Raw genomic sequence first — 19,447 nt, 5'->3', positions numbered from 1 at the left:
GTTAAATAGTAGTATATACTAAACATAAAAAAAAGCCTTAAGAATTACCTAAGGCTTTTTTTTTATGTTTTATAAATTTTATTTGAAAAACGAATCTACAAATTCAAATTTATTAAATACTTGTAAATCTTCTATACCTTCACCAACACCAATATACTTAACAGGTATTTGAAATTGGTCACTTATACCAATTACAACTCCACCTTTTGCAGTACCATCTAATTTGGTTACAGCCAAACTTGTTACCTCTGTTGCTGCTGTAAATTGTTTAGCTTGTTCAAATGCGTTTTGTCCTGTAGAGCCATCTAATACTAAAAGTACGTCATGAGGAGCGTCTCCTACTACTTTTTGCATAACACGTTTTACTTTGGTAAGCTCATTCATTAAATTTATCTTATTGTGTAAACGTCCTGCAGTATCTATAATAATAACATCTGCATCTTGATTAACACCAGACTCTAAAGCATCAAAAGCCACAGAAGCAGGATCACTACCCATTTCTTGTCGTATCATTGGTACATCTACGCGATCTGCCCAAACTTGTAATTGGTCTATTGCTGCTGCTCTAAAGGTATCTGCTGCACCAAGTACTACTTTTAGTCCTTGTTTTTTAAATTGGTAAGCCAACTTACCAATGGTTGTAGTTTTACCAACTCCGTTAACACCAACTACCATTAAAACGTATGGTGTTTTACTACCATCTTCTTGTTTTGGTAATTGCGGAATTACGTATTCTGTATCTTCACCAGAATTAGTTTCACTTAATAATGCAGCAATTTCTTCACGAAGTATTCTATTTAGCTCATCTGTGCCTAAATATTTATCTTTTGCTACTCTTTCCTCTATACGTTCAATAACTTTTAATGTAGTATTTACACCTACATCACTAGAGACTAATACCTCTTCTAGATTATCTAACACAGCATCATCTACTTTAGATTTTCCTGCTACAGCTTTACTTAGTTTACCTAAAAAACTTGTGCTAGATTTTTCTAAACCTTTGTCTAGAGTTTCTTTTTTATCTGAAGAAAATATTTTTTTAAAAAAGCTCATACCTATTTTATTGTTTGTTATTTAGTTATGAAGTTGTTACTTCATCTATTTCTGCGTTAAGGATTGCAGCGACATCCTTTTTGCTTTTTCTGCAAAAAGATATAGCGGAAAGCCTGACCCTCTGAAACTTTTAGTGTAAGAGGGTAACGCCATAATCTGTATAACAATAGTCACGCCTTTTTTAGCTTACTGAAATATTGTCATTAACTATGAAATGTAAATATAAAACAAAAGCCGCTTTCTTTAGGAAAGCAGCTTTAAAATATCTTTTTAAAGTAAACTTATTTTTTTGCTAAAAAATCGTTTACTAGGTCTGGTGCCATTACAGACTCAACAAACATGTAAGCTCCAGTTTTTGGAGACTTTACCATTTTTATTGCTTTTGTTAATCTTTTAGATCCTGTTTGTAATGATGCTACGGATTTCTTTGCCATGACTTAATGTTTTATAAGATTTATAAAAAATCTTTAATTATTTAATCTCTTTATGAACAGTCATTTTCTTTAAGATAGGATTGAATTTTTTAATTTCCATTCTATCTGGAGTGTTCTTTTTATTTTTTGTTGTAATGTAACGAGAAGTTCCTGGTTTACCAGACTCCTTGTGCTCTGTACACTCTAAAATTACCTGTACTCTATTGCCTTTTCTTGCCATTTTCTTAAACTTTTAAATGAGGCTATTATTTAATAAAACCTTTGGTTCTTGCTTCTTTTAATGCAGCAGATATACCTATTTTATTAATAGTTTTTAATGCTGATGTAGATATTTTTAATGTAATCCACTTATCTTCTTCAGGAATAAAGAAACGTTTTTTGATTAAATTAGCATCAAACGTGCGTTTAGTTTTATTCATTGCGTGAGACACGTTGTTTCCAACCATTGCCTTCTTTCCTGTAAGTTCACAAACTCTTGACATTGTTCTAAATGTATTATTGTTATTTCAAAACGAGGTGCAAATATACAAATTCTTTATGTTTAGACAATCATATTTCATCTATTTTTTAAAAATTTCTTTTTTTAACAATTCTAAGGCCTTATTTACGGCTCTATTTATCACCTTTTCTCTAGGTTTTCCAAAAGTAAATTTTTGTGAAAAAACTGCATTTTTGGTTGCTATGGCAATAAAAACAGTGCCTACTTCTTCTTCTGTTTTGTCTTTTGTAGGTCCAGCATTTCCTGTTGTTGCTATAGCATAATCTGTCTTAAAAATTTGTAAAACATTTCTTGCCATGGCTTCTGCTACTTCTGGACTTACTACAGAATGTTTTGCTATAAGTGTTTCTGGTACGTTTAAAACGTTTATTTTTATTTCTTTGGTATAACTTACTATACTTCCTTTAAAGTATGCAGAAGCACCTGAATGCCGTGTTATGCTTGCTGCTATTTTTCCTCCAGTACAACTTTCTGCTGTTGCTAATGTTTGGTTAGTATGGCTCAGTTTTTTTGCTATTAAGGCTTCTATAGATTCTTCTTGGTCTTCAAAACCTGTAAAATATTCTTCTATTTGAGGAAGCAGCAAATGGATTTGATGTTCTACTTCTTTTGTTATTTCTTCTTTTACATTTCCTTTTGCAGAAAGACGTAAACGCACTTTTCCTAAATTAGGTAAATAAGCTAATTTTATATGTTTTGGTAAATTATCTTCCCAAGTTTCTATTTTTTCGGCTAAATTACTTTCTCCTATTCCGTAGGTAAGTAACGTTTTATGCAGAATATATGGGAATTTGTATTTTTTACGAAGTCTTGGTATTACCTCATCATCTATTAATGCTTTCATTTCAAAAGGCACTCCTGGAAGCGAAATAAATGTTTTAGCACCTTTTTCTAGCCACATTCCTGGCGCACTACCCACTTTATTCATTAATGCAGTTGCCTTGCTTGGCATTAAGGCCTGATCTATATTAAGTTGTGAGAGTGGTTGTTTTATATAGTTTTTCCAGAGAGTTTCTATATTTTTTAAAACCGATGTATCTTGTACTAGTGTATCTTGAAAATAGGTAGCAATGGTATTTTTTGTAATATCATCTTTTGTAGGGCCTAATCCTCCAGTAAGGATAATGATATCTGCGTTTTCTTCTGCTTCTTTTAATGATTTTAAAATATGTTCTGTATCATCTTGTACTGAGGTAATTTGGTATACAGATACTCCTATTTTATTTAATTGTTGGGCAATAAATGCAGAATTAGAGTCTACAATCTGCCCTATTAGGATTTCATCTCCTATGGTTATTATTTCTGCTTGCATTATAAATTAAAATCTGAACGAATTTCGTTAGAAGCTTGTTCAATGGCTGCAAGCACTATTTCTAGTTTAGGAATTATATTAACTTCTTTTTTTTCATATTTTCCCCAATCTTGTACTTCTATTAAATCTTGAAGCACCCCTAACTCAAACATATCTATGGTTGGTTTCATTTTGTGTGCAGTTTGGTATGTTGCCAGATGGTTATTGCTTTCAACGGCTTCTTTTAAGATTTTTGCATCGGCAGGAACTTCTTCTAAAAAAGTCTGTGCTAGTACATTAATAAAATCCTGATCTCCGTCTGCTAATTCACGAACTCTAAATAATTTGTAATGTTGTTCCATTTATTTAACTGTTATTGAAAACATTTGTGTGTCTTCTATACATCCTATAAGTTTATCATTTGCATCGACCTTACCAACACCTGCTGGTGTTCCTGTAAATATAATATCTCCTATCTTTAAAGTAAAATATTTAGATACATATTCTATAATTTCGTCAATTTTCCATAACATATGGCTGGTATTGCCTTTTTGTACTATGGTTTCATTTTTTTGCAGCGAAAAATTTAAATTATCGACATCTTGAAACTGAGTTTTATCTAACCAATCTCCTATTACTGCTGCGCCATCAAAAGATTTTGCTTTCTCCCAAGGAAGTCCTTTATCTTTTAATTGCTTTTGTAAATCTCTTGCTGTAAAGTCAATTCCTAGTCCTATTTGGTCATAATATTTATGAGCAAACTTTTTTTGAATATGCTTACCTACTTTATTGATTTTTACAAGAATTTCTACTTCATGATGTACATCATTTGAGAAATCTGGAATAAAAAACGGTTGTTTTTTTAACAATATAGCCGTGTCTGGCTTTAAAAACACAACTGGGTCTGTTGGTTTTTCGTTTTCTAATTCTTTAATATGCTCTGTGTAGTTTCTACCTATGCAGATTAGTTTCATTAATAAGTGTTCATTTTCATTTCTGCTACAGCAGAAATCTTATTTATTTTATTTTAAAATCCAGAATATCAAAAACATTCTGTATTAATAGTCTTAAGACACGAATTATTTTTGGTTATCTATTACTAATTTTTAACTTCTCTTTCTTGTAATTTTGATGTATACAAACTACAACCCTGTCACTTATAAAAAAAAGATAAACTAAACTCTAGTCTAGTTTATTATTAAAAGTACTTAACTTAATTGCTGTAAGTACTTTTTTAGTATATAATGGAAAATCTGCATTTAACAACCAACCAAAATATCCTGGCTCATCATTTAGCACATCTAAAACACGCTTATTCTTGTGTTTACCAAAGGAAAAACATGCTTCTCCATTTTTGTTAAATATAAGAAATCCTGCAAAGTCTGCAAACTTTTTTCTCGAGCTAAAATCTGCTAAAAATTTGGTGTCATTTTCTAAGCTATCGTATTTTTCTATTTGTGCTTTTAACACTTCAAATGTAGCATTGGTATCTGCTGCTGCACTATGCGCATCTGTTAAGTCTTTATCACAATAAAATTTATAAGCAGCAACTAGTGTACGTTGTTCCATTTTATGAAAAATAGTTTGCACGTCTACAGAGACTCTATTTTTCATATCAAAATCTACTCCTGCTCGAAGCATTTCTTCTGCTAAAAGCGGAATATCAAAACGGTTTGAATTAAATCCGCCTAAATCTGAATCTTTAATTACAGTATTAATTTCTTTTGCCAACTCCTTAAATGTAGGCTTATCTGCTACATCTTTGTCTGATATGCCATGAATTGCTGTAACCTCAGCAGGTATTGGCATTTCTGGGTTCACTAACCAGGTTTTACTTTCTTCTTTTCCGTCTGGATATACTTTTAAAATAGCTATTTCAACAATTCTATCTTTTGAGATATTAACTCCTGTTGTTTCTAAGTCAAAAAAACAAATTGGTTTTATTAAGTTTAATTTCATTACATTAATATGGTTTATGCAAATATACTTTTTATTATATTTATCTTATTTTTTAATCCATATCAAATAATGAAAAATTTCACATTTTGCTTTTTACTTTTTTTTATATCTGTATTAAGTTTTGCTCAAAACAATCACACATATATTTCTATTGAGAAAAAAGAATCCGGAAAAAAAGTAGAGGTTTATGCTGTTAACTCCAGCAGTACAGACTATGAGGTTTTTTTAAAAATTAATGCTACAGGTTTTAGAAAGATAGCAGAAAACCCTATTACTAAAATAGTTCCTGCCAACTCTAAAATTAAAATGTTTACGCTATTAAAAATTTCCGAAGAGAACAATATTAGTTTTGGTTTAATTGTAAATGAAATTGCACACGACCAAGAAAAGCTAGCTAATGCAATTGATTTTACTTTTGAGGAAAGCAAAAAAAACAAACCTGTTATTCTTTTTATTAAAGATTATTGCGATTTATGCGAAAACACAATCAAATTATTTCGCGATAATAACATAGTACACACTATTTATAACATTGATGAAGACTTAGACTATTATCAAAAAATTCAACAAGAGCTTTTAAACAGAAAAAACGATAAAACCTCACTAGTACCAATTATAGAAATTGAAGATTCTATTTACAATAGACTAGAAAACAGAAACAAACTTATTGAAGCTTTAAAAAATCATTTTTAATTTACATGTTAAGCTACTCTATAAAAAAAAAGCGCAATTATTAAATTGCGCTTTTTTTATACTTGCTTTAAAAAAGAATTATTTTATATCTCTCTATTACTATCCCAATCTTCAAGATAATCTTTAACTGCTTTTATAAATTGCCCTCCTAACGCTCCATTAACAACTCTATGGTCATAAGAGTGTGACATAATCATTTTGTAACGTATACCAATAAAATCTCCTTCAGGAGTTTCTATAACTGCAGGCATTTTACGTATGGCTCCTAATGCTAGAATACCAACTTGTGGTTGATTAATTATTGGTGTTCCCATGATACTTCCAAAAGTACCAACATTGGTAACTGTATAGGTTCCTCCTTGTATATCGTCTGGTTTTAATTTGTTTTCACGAGCTTTATTAGCCAAGCTATTAACTTGTTTTGTCATACCAACCAGATTTAACTGATCTGCATTTTTAATTACAGGAACAATTAAATTACCATCTGGTAAAGCTGCAGCCATACCAAGATTAATATTTTTCTTTTTAACAATTGTATCTCCTTGAATAGAAATATTTAGCATAGGAAAATCACGAAGTGCTTTAGCAACAGCTTCCATAAAAATTGGCGTAAAAGTTAAGTTCTCTCCTTCACATTTCATAAAAGCATCTTTTACTTTCTTTCTCCAATTCCATATTTTAGTTACATCTGCCTCTATAAAACTTTGTACATGTGCGCTTTTTTGAACAGACTCTACCATATGATGCGCAATAATTTTGCCCATTCTTGTCATTTCAATAATTTCATCTTCGCCACTTGAAATAACAGGAGCTGTTTCTGTTTTTACAGCCTTATTTTTAACGGGAGCTACACCATTAGTTGCTGGAGCAACGCTTTTAGCTGGCTGTGAGCTTCTATTATCTAAATACGTTAATATATCATTTTTAGTAACACGTCCTTCTTTTCCTGTTCCAGGAATTGTATCAAGCTCTGCTTGCGCTATACCTTCTTGTTTTGCAATATTTTTAACTAAAGGAGAATAAAAACGTTCTCCACTAGTTATTACAGGTGCAGCTGTTTCTTGAGCAGCAACAACTGTTTGTGCTACTTCTGAGGCAACTTGCTCAGGAGCATCTTGTATTACTGTTTCTTTTTTAGGAGCTGCTGCTGTAGTAGCCGTATCTGCCTCTGTTTCTATAATAGCAATAGTTTGCCCTACTTGTACTACATCATCTACATTAAATAGTATTTCAACTAAAACACCATCTACTTCACTAGGCACTTCGCTATCAACTTTATCTGTTGCAATTTCTAAAATTGCTTCATCTTCTTCAATAGTATCTCCAACTTGTTTTAACCATGAGGTAATTGTTGCTTCTGCAACACTCTCTCCCATTTTAGGTAATTTTAGTTCAAATTTTGCCATATTTATAATCTAAGCCTTAGTTTTTATTTATGTTTTGCAAAATTAATAAAAAATGAATGAATTCATTCAATATTTATCAAATTTTAACAATCCTTTATTTTATTAAAAGTGAAGAATTTCCCCACGATTTTGAGAATCGTTGCTTCCGATGATAAAATTAGAATTTTTCGGAATAATTTTAAAAGTATGCGTATTATTTTTTTGTAAATGTAAAATATACGCTATAATTTGTTTACAAGTCAAGGTATTAGCATCAAAAATAACTTCGGCATGTGGTTTTACCATTTTTACATCAGTTACCTTATATGCTTTAAAAGGTAGCTTTTTTATAAAATCAAGATCTTTTTTATAAGTAAATACAGCGTAATTATTTACTGTTTTTGGTTCAATAGCTGGTGCTTTTCTAAAACGTATTGCAAACTCAATACCTAACCAAACTAAAGCATCAAAAACAAAATTACTTTTAAAATGCTTCATGTAAAAAATTTGCATGGCACCATAAAATCTTTTTACATACTCAGCATCTTTTAAAGTACTCTCTCCTTTGTAATGTATAATTGTAGTTTCCCCAAAATAAAAATTTTGATATCCAGCCTTTAATATTTTATAAGATAAATCTACATCTTCACCATACATAAAATAATCTTGATCAAAACCTTTTACTTGGTTATAAACCGAACGTTTCATAAGCATAAAGGCACCTACAAGAATATCTATTTCACCAACAGCATCTTCTTTTAAATGATTAGAATAATAATTCTTAGAAATACCAACCATTTTTTCAAAGGCTACTTTAACAACAGGAACATTGCGTTTACTTTCTGGAAGATAATTACCACTACCATCAATTAACCTGCATGCTATTGCTCCTATGTGATCTTGTTGTTCTGCAAATTTTAAAATTTTTGAAAAGGTATCTTCTGCTACTACTATATCTGGATTTAATATACAAATATACTCGCCTTTAGCTTGCGCAACACCAATATTATTTCCTTTAGAAAAACCTGAATTTTCTTTATTTTCAATAAGTTTTACATTTGGATAATTTTGCTTTACCATTGCACAACTATCGTCTGTTGAATGATTGTCTACTACAATAATTTCTGCATCTAAATCTGAGATAGCTGCCTGCACACTTTGTAGACATAAATCTAAAAAATAGCGAACATTATAGTTTAATATGATTATAGAGAGTTTCAAATAAATAGTTACGATTTTAAAGAGGTTTCAAACGGAATTCTGTTAATAATACTTCTACCAAGTGTTATTTCATCGGCATACTCTAACTCATCTCCTACAGAAATTCCTCGTGCTATTGTAGATGTTAGCACATTATAGTCTTTAATTTGTTTAAAAATATAAAAATTGGTAGTATCTCCTTCCATAGTGGAGCTTAGAGCAAAAATAAGTTCTTTTACTTGTCCTAATTTTACTTTTTCTACTAAAGATACTACATTTAAATCATGAGGTCCAATTCCATCCATAGGCGAAATTTTTCCACCTAACACATGATATAAACCTCTAAAAGAACTTGTGTTTTCAATAGCCATAACGTCTTTAACATCTTCAACTACACAAATTAATTCTTGATTTCTATGAGGATTTGCGCAAATTTCGCACAAATCTACATCACTAATATTATGGCAAGATTTACAAAACTTAATTTGAGAACGCATATTCTCTAATGCTTTAGAAAGTTTTAACGTCTGTTCTTCTGGCTGTCTTAACAGATGTAAAACCAACCGTAAAGCCGTACGCTTACCTATTCCAGGTAATTGTGACATCTCATTTACTGCGTTTTCTAATAGTTTTGAAGAAAATTCCATGGCTGCGAATTTAATATTTATTATCTAGTTGTTTAAGAAACTTTTAAAGTAATTTGTATTTTTCCACTTTAAAATCTATTTATGTCTGCTACGCAAATCATTTTACTCATTGCATCCTATTTTGGTGTGCTTATTTTAATCTCTTATTTTACTGGAAAAAAAACTGGTAACGATGCCTTTTTTAAAGGCAACAAACAATCGCCTTGGTATGTAGTTGCTTTTGGTATGATTGGAGCGTCTCTTTCTGGCGTAACGTTTATTTCTGTTCCTGGTTGGATTGAAGCTTCACAATTTAGCTACATGCAAGTAGTTTTAGGATATATTGTTGGGTATTTAGTAATTGGTACTGTTTTGCTTCCTTTATACTACAAACTAAACCTTACTTCTATTTATACTTATTTAGAAGAACGTTTTGGAAATTATGCGTATAAGACAGGTGCTTCTTTCTTTATAATATCTAGAATAGTTGGGGCAAGTTTTAGATTGTTTTTAGTAGCTAATGTTTTACAAATTATATTGTTTGATGAGTTAGGTATAGAGTTTTGGCAAACTGTTACTATTACTGTTCTTTTAATTTGGCTTTACACCTTTAAATCTGGAATAAAAACTATAGTCTGGACAGACACTCTACAAACCTTATTTATGCTTGTTGCTGTTGGTGTTGCTATCTATTTTGTAGGTAATGAATTAGGTTTAAGCGGAAATAATATTCTTAGCTTTGTATTAGATAGCGATTTGAGCAAGACCTTCTTTTTTGACGATTTTAAATCTGGCACATACTTTTGGAAACAATTTATTTCTGGAGCATTCATAGCTATTGTAATGACAGGTCTAGATCAAGATATGATGCAAAAAAACTTAACCTGTAGAACCTTAAAAGATGCACAAAAAAACATGTTTTGGTTTACAATAGTACTTACTGTTGTAAACTTTATCTTTTTAAGTTTAGGACTACTTTTAACAGTCTATGCGCAACAAAATGGAATTGATGCACATAAAGACGACCTATTTCCTTTACTTGCTAAAAACCATTTAGGATTTGGTGTTTTTATATTTTTCTTATTAGGATTAATTGCTGCTGCTTACAGTAGCGCAGATTCTGCATTAACCTCATTAACAACTTCATTTAGTATTGATATTTTAGACATTGAAAAAAAGCATAAGCCTGAAAAACAAGTACGCATTAGAAAACGTATTCATGTTTTAATTTCACTTATTTTAATTTTAGTTATAATTTCTTTTAAATATCTTATTAAAGATGCTAGTGTTATTGCTAAACTCTTTGTATTTGCAGGTTATACTTATGGTCCGCTTTTAGGTCTTTACGCTTTTGGTCTATTTACAAAATGGAATATTAAAGATAAATTTGTTCCTATAATAGCTATATTATCTCCTGTTTTATCTTATATCATTAGTGTGAATAGCTTAAAATGGTTTGGATTTGAATTTGGATTCTTTATCTTAATTATTAATGGCCTATTAACTTTTTTAGGTTTAGTATTAATAAAGAAAAACTAGTCACTAATTAAAGAGCTATGCTATTTAATACTGATTGGTAGAAAGTAAAACCAAAGTACAAGAAGCTTCAAAAGCTATATTTTTTTCTTTTAACATAGTGTAAAACTCAGGATTTTCGGTACCTGGATTAAAGATTACACGTTTAGGTTTTAAAGAAATGATATAATTATAATATGCTTTTTGTCTTTCAGGATTTAGATAAAGAGTAACTGTATGTATTCCTTTATAATCTTTTAATTCTGCATCTATTTGCACACCTGCTTCTTCTCCTGTTTTCAAACCAAATGCAACAGTATCGTGTTTGTAGTTTACTAGTTTACGCAATGCCATATTAGAGTATCTATCTGGTTTTAATGAGGCTCCAAATACTAATGTTTTTTTATTCATTTGTTAAAGTGTTGTTAAGTGTACTTAAAAAAGTAACAAATCTTAAAAATAGTCGTCTATAGTAGTAGTAACTAACAAGGTTAAAAAAAGTATTAAAATTAAATTTAATAACCTTCATAATAGTAGATGGTTAGTGTTAATATGTGGTTATTAAATTAGAAAACCCAAGGTGTTATTACCTTGGGTTTTTGTTTTTTCTTACAACAAGTGTTAAATTTTGTTAAATACTGAAAATCAACACAATAAAGAACAATAATTACGTTTTAAAGATACAACTACCAACTATTATATTTTGTTTGAATTAGTCCTTTTAATAATATTTAATTGAAGTGGTTGTTACTTATTTTAACAACAAGAAAAAATCCGAATTTGCTAAGTATTCGGGTTTTTTTATTTCTATATATTAGTAAAAAAGTAATATTCCATACTATTTTTAATTACCACTTTATAATAACGCTTCCCCAAGTAAAGCCACTACCAAAGGCAGCTAGCACAACGGTATCTCCTTCTTTTATTTTTCCTTCTTGCCAAGCTTCAGTTAAAGCAATAGGTATAGATGCAGCAGTTGTATTTCCGTATTTTTGAATATTATTAAAAACCTTATCGTCATCTAAGCCAAATTTTTTCTGTATAAACTGTGCTATTCGTAAGTTTGCCTGATGTGGTATTAACATATCTATGGCTTCTTTATCTAAATTATTTTTTGTTAAGCCTTCCATAATTACTTCACTAAAACGAACCACTGCATTTTTAAATACAAATTGACCGTTCATGTGCGGAAAATAGCTTTCATCATCAGGATTATTATCAGCCAAAATATCGGTTACCCAACGTTTTCCCATACCTGGTGCAACAAGTACTAACTCTTCTGCATGTTCTCCTTGGCTATGCAAATGTGTAGACAAAATACCTTTGCTAGTATCTTCTTCTCTTGTTAAAACAGCTGCTCCTGCTCCATCACCAAAAATTACAGATACACCTCTTCCTCGTGTAGTTTTATCTAAACCATGAGAATGCACCTCACTACCAATAACAAGAACGTTTTTATACATTCCTGTTTTAATAAAATTATCTGCAACAGCAATAGCATATACAAATCCTGAGCATTGATTTCTTACATCAAGAGCACCAACTGTTTTAATACCTAATGCATGCTGTACTTGCACACCTGGTCCAGGAAAGTACATGTCTGGACTTAAGGTTGCAAAAACAATAAAATCTATATCATCTTTATCTATACCTGCTCTTTCTATTGCAATTTTAGCAGCTTTCACTCCCATTGTTGCTGTAGTATCTCCTGACCCTGGTTTTACCCAACGTCTTTCTTTTATTCCTGTTCTTTCGGTAATCCAAGCATCATTAGTATCCATCATTGCAGACAAATCTTGATTTGTTACAACATTATCAGGAACATAATGACCAAGTCCTATTATTTTTGAATTATACATAGTGCTATTAATTTTACGTTGCGCAATTTAACTATTTACTACTAACAAATTTTTAAACGCAATCGTATTCGTTATGCATGCATAGTATAATAAAAAATGTCACTTTGTCACTTTTAGAGTATTGGCATTTTTGTTGCCTTGCTTTGTATAACATTATAAACATCAAATTAATCAGATTCCTGTATTTACTGGAATAAAAAAATAATTAAAATTATGTCAAAAGGAAAAATTAATGTTTCGGTAGAAAACATCTTCCCTTTAATCAAGAAATTTTTATATAGTGATCACGAAATCTTTTTACGTGAGCTAATTAGTAATGGTACAGATGCTACTTTAAAGTTAAAACACTTAACAAGTATTGGCGAATCAAAATCAGAGTACGGAAATCCTAAAATTGAAGTAAAAATTGATAAAGAAGGTAAAAAGCTTCATATTATTGATCAAGGTTTAGGAATGACTGCAGAAGAGGTTGAAAAATACATCAACCAAGTTGCTTTTTCTGGAGCTGAAGAATTTTTAGATAAATACAAAGATTCTGCTAAAGATTCTGGTATTATTGGGCATTTTGGACTTGGTTTTTACTCGGCATTTATGGTTGCTGAAAAAGTAGAAATCATCACTAAATCGCATAAAGACGAACCAGCTGCACATTGGACTTGTGATGGTTCTCCTGAATTTACTTTAGAAGCATCAGACAAAACAGACAGAGGTACAGAAATTATATTACACATTGCAGATGACTCTACAGAGTTTTTAGAAGAAGCACGTATTGGAAGCCTACTTTCTAAGTATAACAAGTTTATGCCTATTCCTATTAAATTTGGAACTAAAGAAATAAACGATCCTGAGCATACGCCTGCTACAACTAAAGATGCCGAAGGAAAAGAAACGACAGAACCTCAGAAAAAAATTACGGTAGATAACATCATTAACAATCCTAATCCAGCATGGACTAAACAGCCATCAGAATTAGAAGATGCAGACTACAAGAATTTTTACAGAGAGTTGTATCCTGCACAATTTGAAGAACCTTTATTTAACATTCATTTAAATGTAGACTATCCGTTTAATCTTACAGGAATCTTATACTTTCCTAAGATGACAAACGATTTAAACGTTCAAAAAGATAAAATTCAACTATACCAAAACCAAGTATTTGTTACCGATAATGTAGAAGGTATTGTTCCAGAATTTTTAACAATGCTTCGTGGTGTAATTGACTCTCCAGACATTCCATTAAACGTATCACGTTCGTATTTACAAGCAGATGGAGCGGTAAAAAAGATTTCTTCTTACATTACCAGAAAAGTTGCAGATAAATTAAAATCATTATTTAACGCAAATCGTGAAGATTTTGAAGCAAAATGGGATGATATTAAAATTGTAATTGAATACGGAATGCTTTCTGAAGAAAAATTCTTTGAAAAAGCAGATGCTTTTGCATTATACCCAACAGTAGACGGAAAACATTATACTTACGAAGAGTTATTTAATAAAATAAAAGCAAAACAAACCGATAAAGATGACAAGTTGGTTATTCTTTATGCTTCAAATAAAGACGAACAACACAGTTATATTGAAGCTGCTAAAGCCAAAGGTTATGAGGTATTATTACTAGACTCTCCTATTGTTTCACATTTAATTCAGAAATTAGAAAGCACCAAAGAAAATATTTCTTTTGCTCGTGTAGACGGAGACCATATTGATAACTTAATCAAGAAAGAAGACACTACCATTTCTAAATTAAACGAAGATGAAACTAAAGCATTAGACGAATTATTAAAAGAAGTCATTCCTGCTGAAAAATTTTCGGTACAATTAGAAGCTATGGATAGCGCAGCATCTCCGTTTATGATTACACAACCAGAATTTATGCGTAGAATGAAAGAAATGCAGCAAACTGGTGGAGGCGGAATGAACATGTTTGGTAACATGCCAGAAATGTACAACCTTATTGTGAATACAAACTCTGAATTGGTAGGTGAAATTTTAAGCACCAAAACCAAAAAGAAACAAGAGCGTTTAATTACACAAAGTTTAGACCTAGCAAGACTTTCTCAAGGATTATTAAAAGGAGAAGAGTTAACTAACTTTATTAAACGTAGTTACGAAATGATAAAATAAGCATATACAAGTTTCTTTAAAAAAGAGAATTTTAAAACTTATTATCCATAAAAACCACCTTAAAAGGTGGTTTTTATGTTTTTTACTTATTTATCTTTAAAAATAAAAGAACATGTAAATCATTGAATATAAATCAAAAAAGGATAATATTTATTAAAAATATCGCATTCGTTTAAACAAGTAACTTTCTGTTTTTTTCATTAATTTTGGCGTCCCTAATATAATTTCTTATGGCTAACCTACTCCTACATGAAAAAGTAAATTTACTTTTAAATAGCGCGTATTCTAAACGATCTAATAACATACAACAAAGTATTACTTTAGCCCAAAAGGCTTTGCTATTCAGTAAAGAGTTAAAAGATGATTCCTTAACAGGAAAAAGCTTAGAGCAACTTGCCTTTTTTTATATGATTATTAGCGACTTTGTAAATTCAAAAAAATACGTTCAAGAAGCTATAAGCTATTACACTGCTATTAATGACAAACTTGGTATAGCGAATGCTAAATACACTATTGCAAGCATACACTACAAAACAGACAATTACCACAAAGGTTTAATTCACTTAATTGAGGCGCTTAAGATTTATAAAAACCATGATGACTATACAAACATCTCTAAAGTAAAAAAAGCAATAGGTACAGCCTATGAATTCATTGGTGACCAATCTAATGCCTTCTCCTATTATAAACACGCTGTTAAATACGCTCAAAAAGCAAAATGCACAAGCCTTGAAGCTAATGCTTTAAACAACCTATCTGGACTTTTAATTAAAAGAAAAAAATATAATGCTGCCATGAAAATGATAACGCATTCTATAAAACTAAAAAAGCAATCTGGAGATACAAGAGGTTATGGTTTTGCTATTTATGGTCGCGGAAAAGTGTATTTAGCATTAGGTGATTATAAAAATAGTGAAGTAGATTTTTTACAAGCTATTGACACCTTTAACAAAGCAATTGAAGTTATTGGTTCTTGTATGGTATATAACAAACTAGGAAAATTATACTATAAGATTAATGATTTAGAAAAATCAAAAGAAACAGTGCTTAAAGGCTTAGAATTATCGGTTGCATACAACCTTTCCATGACTAAAGTAAAAGGATATTATTTATTATATAAAATTTTTAAAAGAAAAAATAAAATAAAAGAATCGTTTAAATACCTAGAACTATATCTTACTGAAAAGGAAGCTTCTATGAACACGCAAACAAAACATGTTATGGAAAACTATAACTTGATAAATAAAATGAATGTTTTAGAAAAAGAAGCCTTACACCAAAGAGAAAAACAAAAGATTATTGATAAAAAGAATAAAGGTGAGCAGCAAGCTCTTAAAGTAAAACAAGAGTTTTTATCTGTAATGAGTCATGAAATAAGAACCCCTTTAAATGCCATGACCACTATTGCTTCTATTTTAGAAGATCAAGTAGAAGGAGAAAACAAAAAACTTTTAAAAAGCCTTCAATTTGCTTCTAATAATTTAATTAACATAGTAAATAATGTGTTAGACTTTAATAAACTAGATGCTAAAAAAACCGCTCTTGAAGTAGCCAATACCAATCTTAATGATTTATGTAACTATATAGTAAACTTACATAGTAATGTTGCAAAACAAAAAGGCTTAGAATTGATTTTTATAAATAAAGTTCCTAATACCAGAAATTACCTTCTAGACGAAACCAAACTAACACAGATAATTAGCAACCTTTTAAGTAATGCTATTAAATTTACTGAAAAAGGAAAAATAGTTCTTAAGCTAAAACTTAAAAAGGAAGAAGAAAAACACGACTCTATTTTAATAAAAGTAAAAGATACTGGTGAAGGTATCTCTAAAGAAAACTCAAAAAAAATATTTACTAGTTTTTCTCAAATAAAACCTGTAATGACAAGAAAACAAGGAGGTACAGGTCTTGGTTTGGCTATTGTAAAAAAACTTGTAAAACTACATCAAAGTAAAATTTATGTAAAAAGTAAAGAACAAGAAGGCTCTGAGTTTTATTTTACACTTCAGTTAGAAAAAACAACACCAACTCCTATTGTAAAAAAACCAATTTCTGAGCAACTAAAAGGCAAAACAGTACTATTAGCAGAAGACACATTAATGAATGCTGTATTAATAAAAAAAGTACTTTTAAAATGGGGAGTTACCACAAAGCATGTTTCTAACGGAAAAATAGCTGTAGAATATGCTAAAACTAAAAAGTATGATTTTATTTTAATGGATTTACATATGCCAGAAATGAACGGCATTGATGCTACTAAATTAATTAGATTAAATACTATCAATAATAACACACCAATATTTGCAATTACAGCAGATGTAATGACCACACAAAACAAAGAGTATTCAGAGCTATTTAATGCTATTTTATGGAAACCCATTAATATTGAAAAATTACACAAAGCATTAACTACTAATAAAACCTTAGCATTAGAAAGTACTCTAGTTTAATACTTAAAAAACATAAAGAATATAAATACTTAAAAAACTACACGCATAAAAACAAAACAATTAGTTTATATTTGCGCCAAGCTTAAACCATGAGTATTAAACTACTTTCTTCTCCTTTACAAGGTTTTACAGATTTTAGATTTCGTAACGCCTTTCATCATTATTTTGGTGGCATTGACACGTTTTACGCACCTTATATAAGGCTAAACGGAAAACTAAAAATTAAGCAATCTTACCAATTAGATTTATTACCTGAAAACAATACCACTTTAGAGGTTATACCACAAGTAATGACTAATGATGCTGAAGAATTTTTGTTTGTTATTAAATACGTGCAAAGTTTAGGTTATAAAGAACTAAACTGGAATTTAGGTTGTCCTTATCCTATGGTAACAAAATCAGGAATGGGCTCTGGATTAATTTGCAACCCTACTAAAATTGATGAAATACTAAAAAGAGCGCATGAAGAAACAGATATTACTGTTTCTATGAAAATGCGTATGGGTTATGAACATGCAGCAGAAATTTTAGACACCTTCCCTATTCTTGACAAATACCCACTTAAAAACATAGCTATTCATGCCAGAATAGGCAAACAATTATACAAAGGTCCTGTTGATTTAGATGCGTTTCAAAAATGTATAGACGCTGCAAAACATGCACTATACTATAATGGCGACATTACCAGTGTTGCAGCGTTTAAAAAAATGGAAGCACGTTTTCCAAATATTGATCATTTTATGATTGGTCGTGGTTTAATTGCAGACCCTTTTTTACCTAGTATGATTAAAAACAATACCACAGAATATCCTAAAAACAGATGGGAAATATTCTCCAAATTTCATGATACCATATACCATCAGTATGACGAGTATCTTTCTGGACCAACACCTATAAAAATGAAAATGTTAGGCTTTTGGGAATTCTTTTCGCAATCTTTTTCCAATCCGCAAAAAACATATAAAGCCATAAAAAAAGCTGGTAATCCTGTAAAATATAAACAAGCAGTAAAAGAAATTTTAAATAAAGAACAAAAAAACACTTCTAAATAGAAGTGTTTTTTTATTAAAGCTTGTTTTCAACAAATACCGAATACACAAGAGCTTTTAAAGTTTCTAACTATTAAAAAAAATTAGCTCTTAAAATCTATTCTTCTCGTTAATCTTTAACAATTACATTAAAATCATAGTAAAGAATAACAAACCAATTTTTTTCATTTTAAAATAAAAAAAAAGCTATGCGCGCATTGTATTATGACAATAAAAAATTACCTTATAGACTTTAATTTACACCAATGAATGAGAAGTTAATATCTAAGAAAAAACCCGTATTTCCTATAACAAAACAACTGTCAGAATATCTTTCAGAAGAAGGGAGAAACATTCAAATTCCAATTTCCTATGATGATTTACTGCGTTTTCAAGGTGCTATTGAAATATTTGACAATAACGGAGACGATACGCTTTGGGTAGATTGTTATTACGCAGAATATGAACGTGACGAAATAGAACACAGCCTAAAGCAATTATATTCTATTCTTCACTCTAGTGGTGATGACAGTATTTTACCATATTTAAATATAGATAGTATTGCTTATTGTACCTTTGGCAATACAAAACCCTTTAGAATAAAAGTAAGAAACATAATAAATGATATTTACACATATCTTTATATTAAAAAGGCAGACGCTTCTAGAATTTATGGCTTAGAATTAGAACATTTACTTTCCCCAAACCATATTAATTTTTTAGTTCATAAAGACACACTAATAGAAGAACATATTTCTGGAATACCTGGAGACACCTATGTTAGTGAGCATCTTAATACTATTACAGAACAAGATAAAAGAGCTTTAGCAAAAGAATTTGTTAAATTTAACGAACGTTGCTTTGTAAGACTACTAGGAGATATGCGTTCTTACAATTATGTAATTGTAATTACCTATGATTTTGACCGTAAACAATATAGAATTCGCGCAGTAGATTTTGATCAACAAAGCTACGAAGGAAATGCTAAAGTATATAAACCGCAGTTTTTAAAAGAAAACTATCCGTTTGTTCATATGAGTTTAAAAGTTTTAACAAAAGAGTCTATTGAACAATATAAAAACGAAGAACGCTCACTACTTGCAAAACGCGCAAAGAGTGAACAAAAACGTTTGAGAAAATTAATAGAATGTATGAGACACGACAACATTTCAACCCTTGAAAAAATTAACGAATTAAAAACAGGACTTTTTAAACTTACTGGTGATGTAAAATTTAAAAAATCAGATAATATGGGTGATGTATTATACAATGCTCTAGATTTTATTGTTAGAAATTACGAAACAAAAAATCCTTATTTAAATAAATAA

19 protein-coding genes are annotated in these 19,447 nt (G+C 30.2%); 6 read left to right on the top strand and 13 right to left on the bottom strand.

Annotated elements, in window-relative coordinates; all coding sequences use genetic code 11:
* Window positions 1-78 precede the first annotated feature (78 nt).
* The 8 genes from ftsY to KO494_RS08100 form a co-directional block, all read right to left on the bottom strand.
* Entirely contained in the window at window positions 79-1,053 is a 975-nt protein-coding gene (gene ftsY, locus KO494_RS08135) for a signal recognition particle-docking protein FtsY (RefSeq protein WP_215967107.1), read from the bottom strand.
* 281 nt (window positions 1,054-1,334) lie between these two features.
* Entirely contained in the window at window positions 1,335-1,487 is a 153-nt protein-coding gene (locus KO494_RS08130; protein ID WP_215967106.1) for a DUF4295 domain-containing protein, read from the bottom strand.
* A gap of 37 nt (window positions 1,488-1,524) precedes the next feature.
* Window positions 1,525-1,707, bottom strand: a complete 183-nt coding sequence (gene rpmG / locus KO494_RS08125) for a 50S ribosomal protein L33 (protein ID WP_215967105.1) — start codon at window positions 1,705-1,707, stop codon at window positions 1,525-1,527.
* 25 nt (window positions 1,708-1,732) lie between these two features.
* Window positions 1,733-1,969: a 50S ribosomal protein L28 gene (gene rpmB, locus KO494_RS08120; protein ID WP_072351244.1), complete on the bottom strand. Its 237-nt coding sequence runs from the start codon at window positions 1,967-1,969 to the stop codon at window positions 1,733-1,735.
* A gap of 78 nt (window positions 1,970-2,047) precedes the next feature.
* Window positions 2,048-3,298 (bottom strand): competence/damage-inducible protein A, encoded by a 1,251-nt coding sequence (locus KO494_RS08115; RefSeq protein WP_215967104.1) that lies wholly within the window; start codon window positions 3,296-3,298, stop codon window positions 2,048-2,050.
* Window positions 3,298-3,639: an Hpt domain-containing protein gene (locus KO494_RS08110; protein ID WP_215967103.1), complete on the bottom strand. Its 342-nt coding sequence runs from the start codon at window positions 3,637-3,639 to the stop codon at window positions 3,298-3,300. The genes KO494_RS08115 and KO494_RS08110 overlap by 1 nt, the downstream gene beginning before the upstream one ends.
* Entirely contained in the window at window positions 3,640-4,251 is a 612-nt protein-coding gene (locus KO494_RS08105; RefSeq protein ID WP_215967102.1) for a fumarylacetoacetate hydrolase family protein, read from the bottom strand.
* A gap of 208 nt (window positions 4,252-4,459) precedes the next feature.
* A complete protein-coding gene (locus tag KO494_RS08100) occupies window positions 4,460-5,236 on the bottom strand; it encodes a 3'-5' exonuclease (RefSeq protein ID WP_215967101.1) in 777 nt (258 codons plus the stop codon).
* A 69-nt stretch (window positions 5,237-5,305) separates the two neighbouring features.
* Here KO494_RS08100 and KO494_RS08095 point away from each other — a divergent pair, with 69 nt between their 5' ends.
* Window positions 5,306-5,929: a glutaredoxin gene (locus tag KO494_RS08095; RefSeq protein WP_215967100.1), complete on the top strand. Its 624-nt coding sequence runs from the start codon at window positions 5,306-5,308 to the stop codon at window positions 5,927-5,929.
* Between the two features lie 83 nt (window positions 5,930-6,012).
* On the opposite strand, the gene KO494_RS08090 is transcribed toward KO494_RS08095, so the two are convergent.
* The 3 genes from KO494_RS08090 to recR all read right to left on the bottom strand — a co-directional run bounded on the left by KO494_RS08090 (window position 6,013) and on the right by recR (window position 9,161).
* Window positions 6,013-7,335: a dihydrolipoamide acetyltransferase family protein gene (locus KO494_RS08090; protein WP_215967099.1), complete on the bottom strand. Its 1,323-nt coding sequence runs from the start codon at window positions 7,333-7,335 to the stop codon at window positions 6,013-6,015.
* 102 nt (window positions 7,336-7,437) lie between these two features.
* Window positions 7,438-8,535, bottom strand: coding sequence for a glycosyltransferase family 2 protein (locus KO494_RS08085; protein WP_215967098.1), 1,098 nt, complete (start codon window positions 8,533-8,535; stop codon window positions 7,438-7,440).
* An 8-nt stretch (window positions 8,536-8,543) separates the two neighbouring features.
* Window positions 8,544-9,161 carry a recombination mediator RecR gene (recR, locus tag KO494_RS08080; RefSeq protein WP_215967097.1) on the bottom strand — a complete coding sequence of 206 codons (618 nt, stop codon included), beginning with the start codon at window positions 9,159-9,161 and terminating at the stop codon, window positions 8,544-8,546.
* A gap of 81 nt (window positions 9,162-9,242) precedes the next feature.
* On the opposite strand from recR, the gene KO494_RS08075 reads away from it, so the two are divergent.
* Window positions 9,243-10,679, top strand: a complete 1,437-nt coding sequence (locus tag KO494_RS08075; RefSeq protein ID WP_215967096.1) for a sodium:solute symporter — start codon at window positions 9,243-9,245, stop codon at window positions 10,677-10,679.
* A gap of 24 nt (window positions 10,680-10,703) precedes the next feature.
* Here KO494_RS08075 and KO494_RS08070 read toward each other — a convergent pair whose 3' ends face one another.
* The gene (locus KO494_RS08070; RefSeq protein ID WP_215967095.1) at window positions 10,704-11,066 is read right to left on the bottom strand and encodes a CoA-binding protein; all 363 of its coding nucleotides are present in this window, start codon (window positions 11,064-11,066) and stop codon (window positions 10,704-10,706) included.
* A 437-nt stretch (window positions 11,067-11,503) separates the two neighbouring features.
* Window positions 11,504-12,514, bottom strand: a complete 1,011-nt coding sequence (locus tag KO494_RS08065; protein ID WP_215967094.1) for a 3-oxoacyl-ACP synthase III family protein — start codon at window positions 12,512-12,514, stop codon at window positions 11,504-11,506.
* A gap of 213 nt (window positions 12,515-12,727) precedes the next feature.
* On the opposite strand from KO494_RS08065, the gene htpG reads away from it, so the two are divergent.
* The 4 genes from htpG (at window position 12,728) to KO494_RS08045 (ending at window position 19,447) form a co-directional block, all read left to right on the top strand.
* Window positions 12,728-14,638 (top strand): molecular chaperone HtpG, encoded by a 1,911-nt coding sequence (gene htpG / locus KO494_RS08060; RefSeq protein WP_215967093.1) that lies wholly within the window; start codon window positions 12,728-12,730, stop codon window positions 14,636-14,638.
* Window positions 14,639-14,868: 230 nt separating this feature from the next.
* A complete protein-coding gene (locus tag KO494_RS08055; protein ID WP_215967092.1) occupies window positions 14,869-17,091 on the top strand; it encodes an ATP-binding protein in 2,223 nt (740 codons plus the stop codon).
* Window positions 17,092-17,180: 89 nt separating this feature from the next.
* Window positions 17,181-18,143 carry a tRNA-dihydrouridine synthase gene (locus KO494_RS08050; RefSeq protein ID WP_215967091.1) on the top strand — a complete coding sequence of 321 codons (963 nt, stop codon included), beginning with the start codon at window positions 17,181-17,183 and terminating at the stop codon, window positions 18,141-18,143.
* A 242-nt stretch (window positions 18,144-18,385) separates the two neighbouring features.
* Window positions 18,386-19,447, top strand: coding sequence for a hypothetical protein (locus tag KO494_RS08045; protein WP_215967090.1), 1,062 nt, complete (start codon window positions 18,386-18,388; stop codon window positions 19,445-19,447).

Source organism: Lacinutrix sp. C3R15 (genome assembly GCF_018860825.1).
Classification (GTDB): domain Bacteria; phylum Bacteroidota; class Bacteroidia; order Flavobacteriales; family Flavobacteriaceae; genus Oceanihabitans.
This window is presented reverse-complemented; position numbering and strand designations above follow the sequence as displayed.

Bases quoted from the DNA above. Each gene is read 5' to 3' on its own strand.
- ftsY (WP_215967107.1), bottom strand. From the start codon at position 1,053: ATGAGCTTTTTTAAAAAAATATTTTCTTCAGATAAAAAAGAAACTCTA.
- KO494_RS08130 (WP_215967106.1), bottom strand. From the start codon at position 1,487: ATGGCAAAGAAATCCGTAGCATCATTACAAACAGGATCTAAAAGATTA.
- rpmG (WP_215967105.1), bottom strand. From the start codon at position 1,707: ATGGCAAGAAAAGGCAATAGAGTACAGGTAATTTTAGAGTGTACAGAG.
- rpmB (WP_072351244.1), bottom strand. From the start codon at position 1,969: ATGTCAAGAGTTTGTGAACTTACAGGAAAGAAGGCAATGGTTGGAAAC.
- KO494_RS08115 (WP_215967104.1), bottom strand. From the start codon at position 3,298: ATGCAAGCAGAAATAATAACCATAGGAGATGAAATCCTAATAGGGCAG.
- KO494_RS08110 (WP_215967103.1), bottom strand. From the start codon at position 3,639: ATGGAACAACATTACAAATTATTTAGAGTTCGTGAATTAGCAGACGGA.
- KO494_RS08105 (WP_215967102.1), bottom strand. From the start codon at position 4,251: ATGAAACTAATCTGCATAGGTAGAAACTACACAGAGCATATTAAAGAA.
- KO494_RS08100 (WP_215967101.1), bottom strand. From the start codon at position 5,236: ATGAAATTAAACTTAATAAAACCAATTTGTTTTTTTGACTTAGAAACA.
- KO494_RS08095 (WP_215967100.1), top strand. From the start codon at position 5,306: ATGAAAAATTTCACATTTTGCTTTTTACTTTTTTTTATATCTGTATTA.
- KO494_RS08090 (WP_215967099.1), bottom strand. From the start codon at position 7,335: ATGGCAAAATTTGAACTAAAATTACCTAAAATGGGAGAGAGTGTTGCA.
- recR (WP_215967097.1), bottom strand. From the start codon at position 9,161: ATGGAATTTTCTTCAAAACTATTAGAAAACGCAGTAAATGAGATGTCA.
- KO494_RS08075 (WP_215967096.1), top strand. From the start codon at position 9,243: ATGTCTGCTACGCAAATCATTTTACTCATTGCATCCTATTTTGGTGTG.
- KO494_RS08070 (WP_215967095.1), bottom strand. From the start codon at position 11,066: ATGAATAAAAAAACATTAGTATTTGGAGCCTCATTAAAACCAGATAGA.
- KO494_RS08065 (WP_215967094.1), bottom strand. From the start codon at position 12,514: ATGTATAATTCAAAAATAATAGGACTTGGTCATTATGTTCCTGATAAT.
- htpG (WP_215967093.1), top strand. From the start codon at position 12,728: ATGTCAAAAGGAAAAATTAATGTTTCGGTAGAAAACATCTTCCCTTTA.
- KO494_RS08055 (WP_215967092.1), top strand. From the start codon at position 14,869: ATGGCTAACCTACTCCTACATGAAAAAGTAAATTTACTTTTAAATAGC.
- KO494_RS08050 (WP_215967091.1), top strand. From the start codon at position 17,181: ATGAGTATTAAACTACTTTCTTCTCCTTTACAAGGTTTTACAGATTTT.
- KO494_RS08045 (WP_215967090.1), top strand. From the start codon at position 18,386: ATGAATGAGAAGTTAATATCTAAGAAAAAACCCGTATTTCCTATAACA.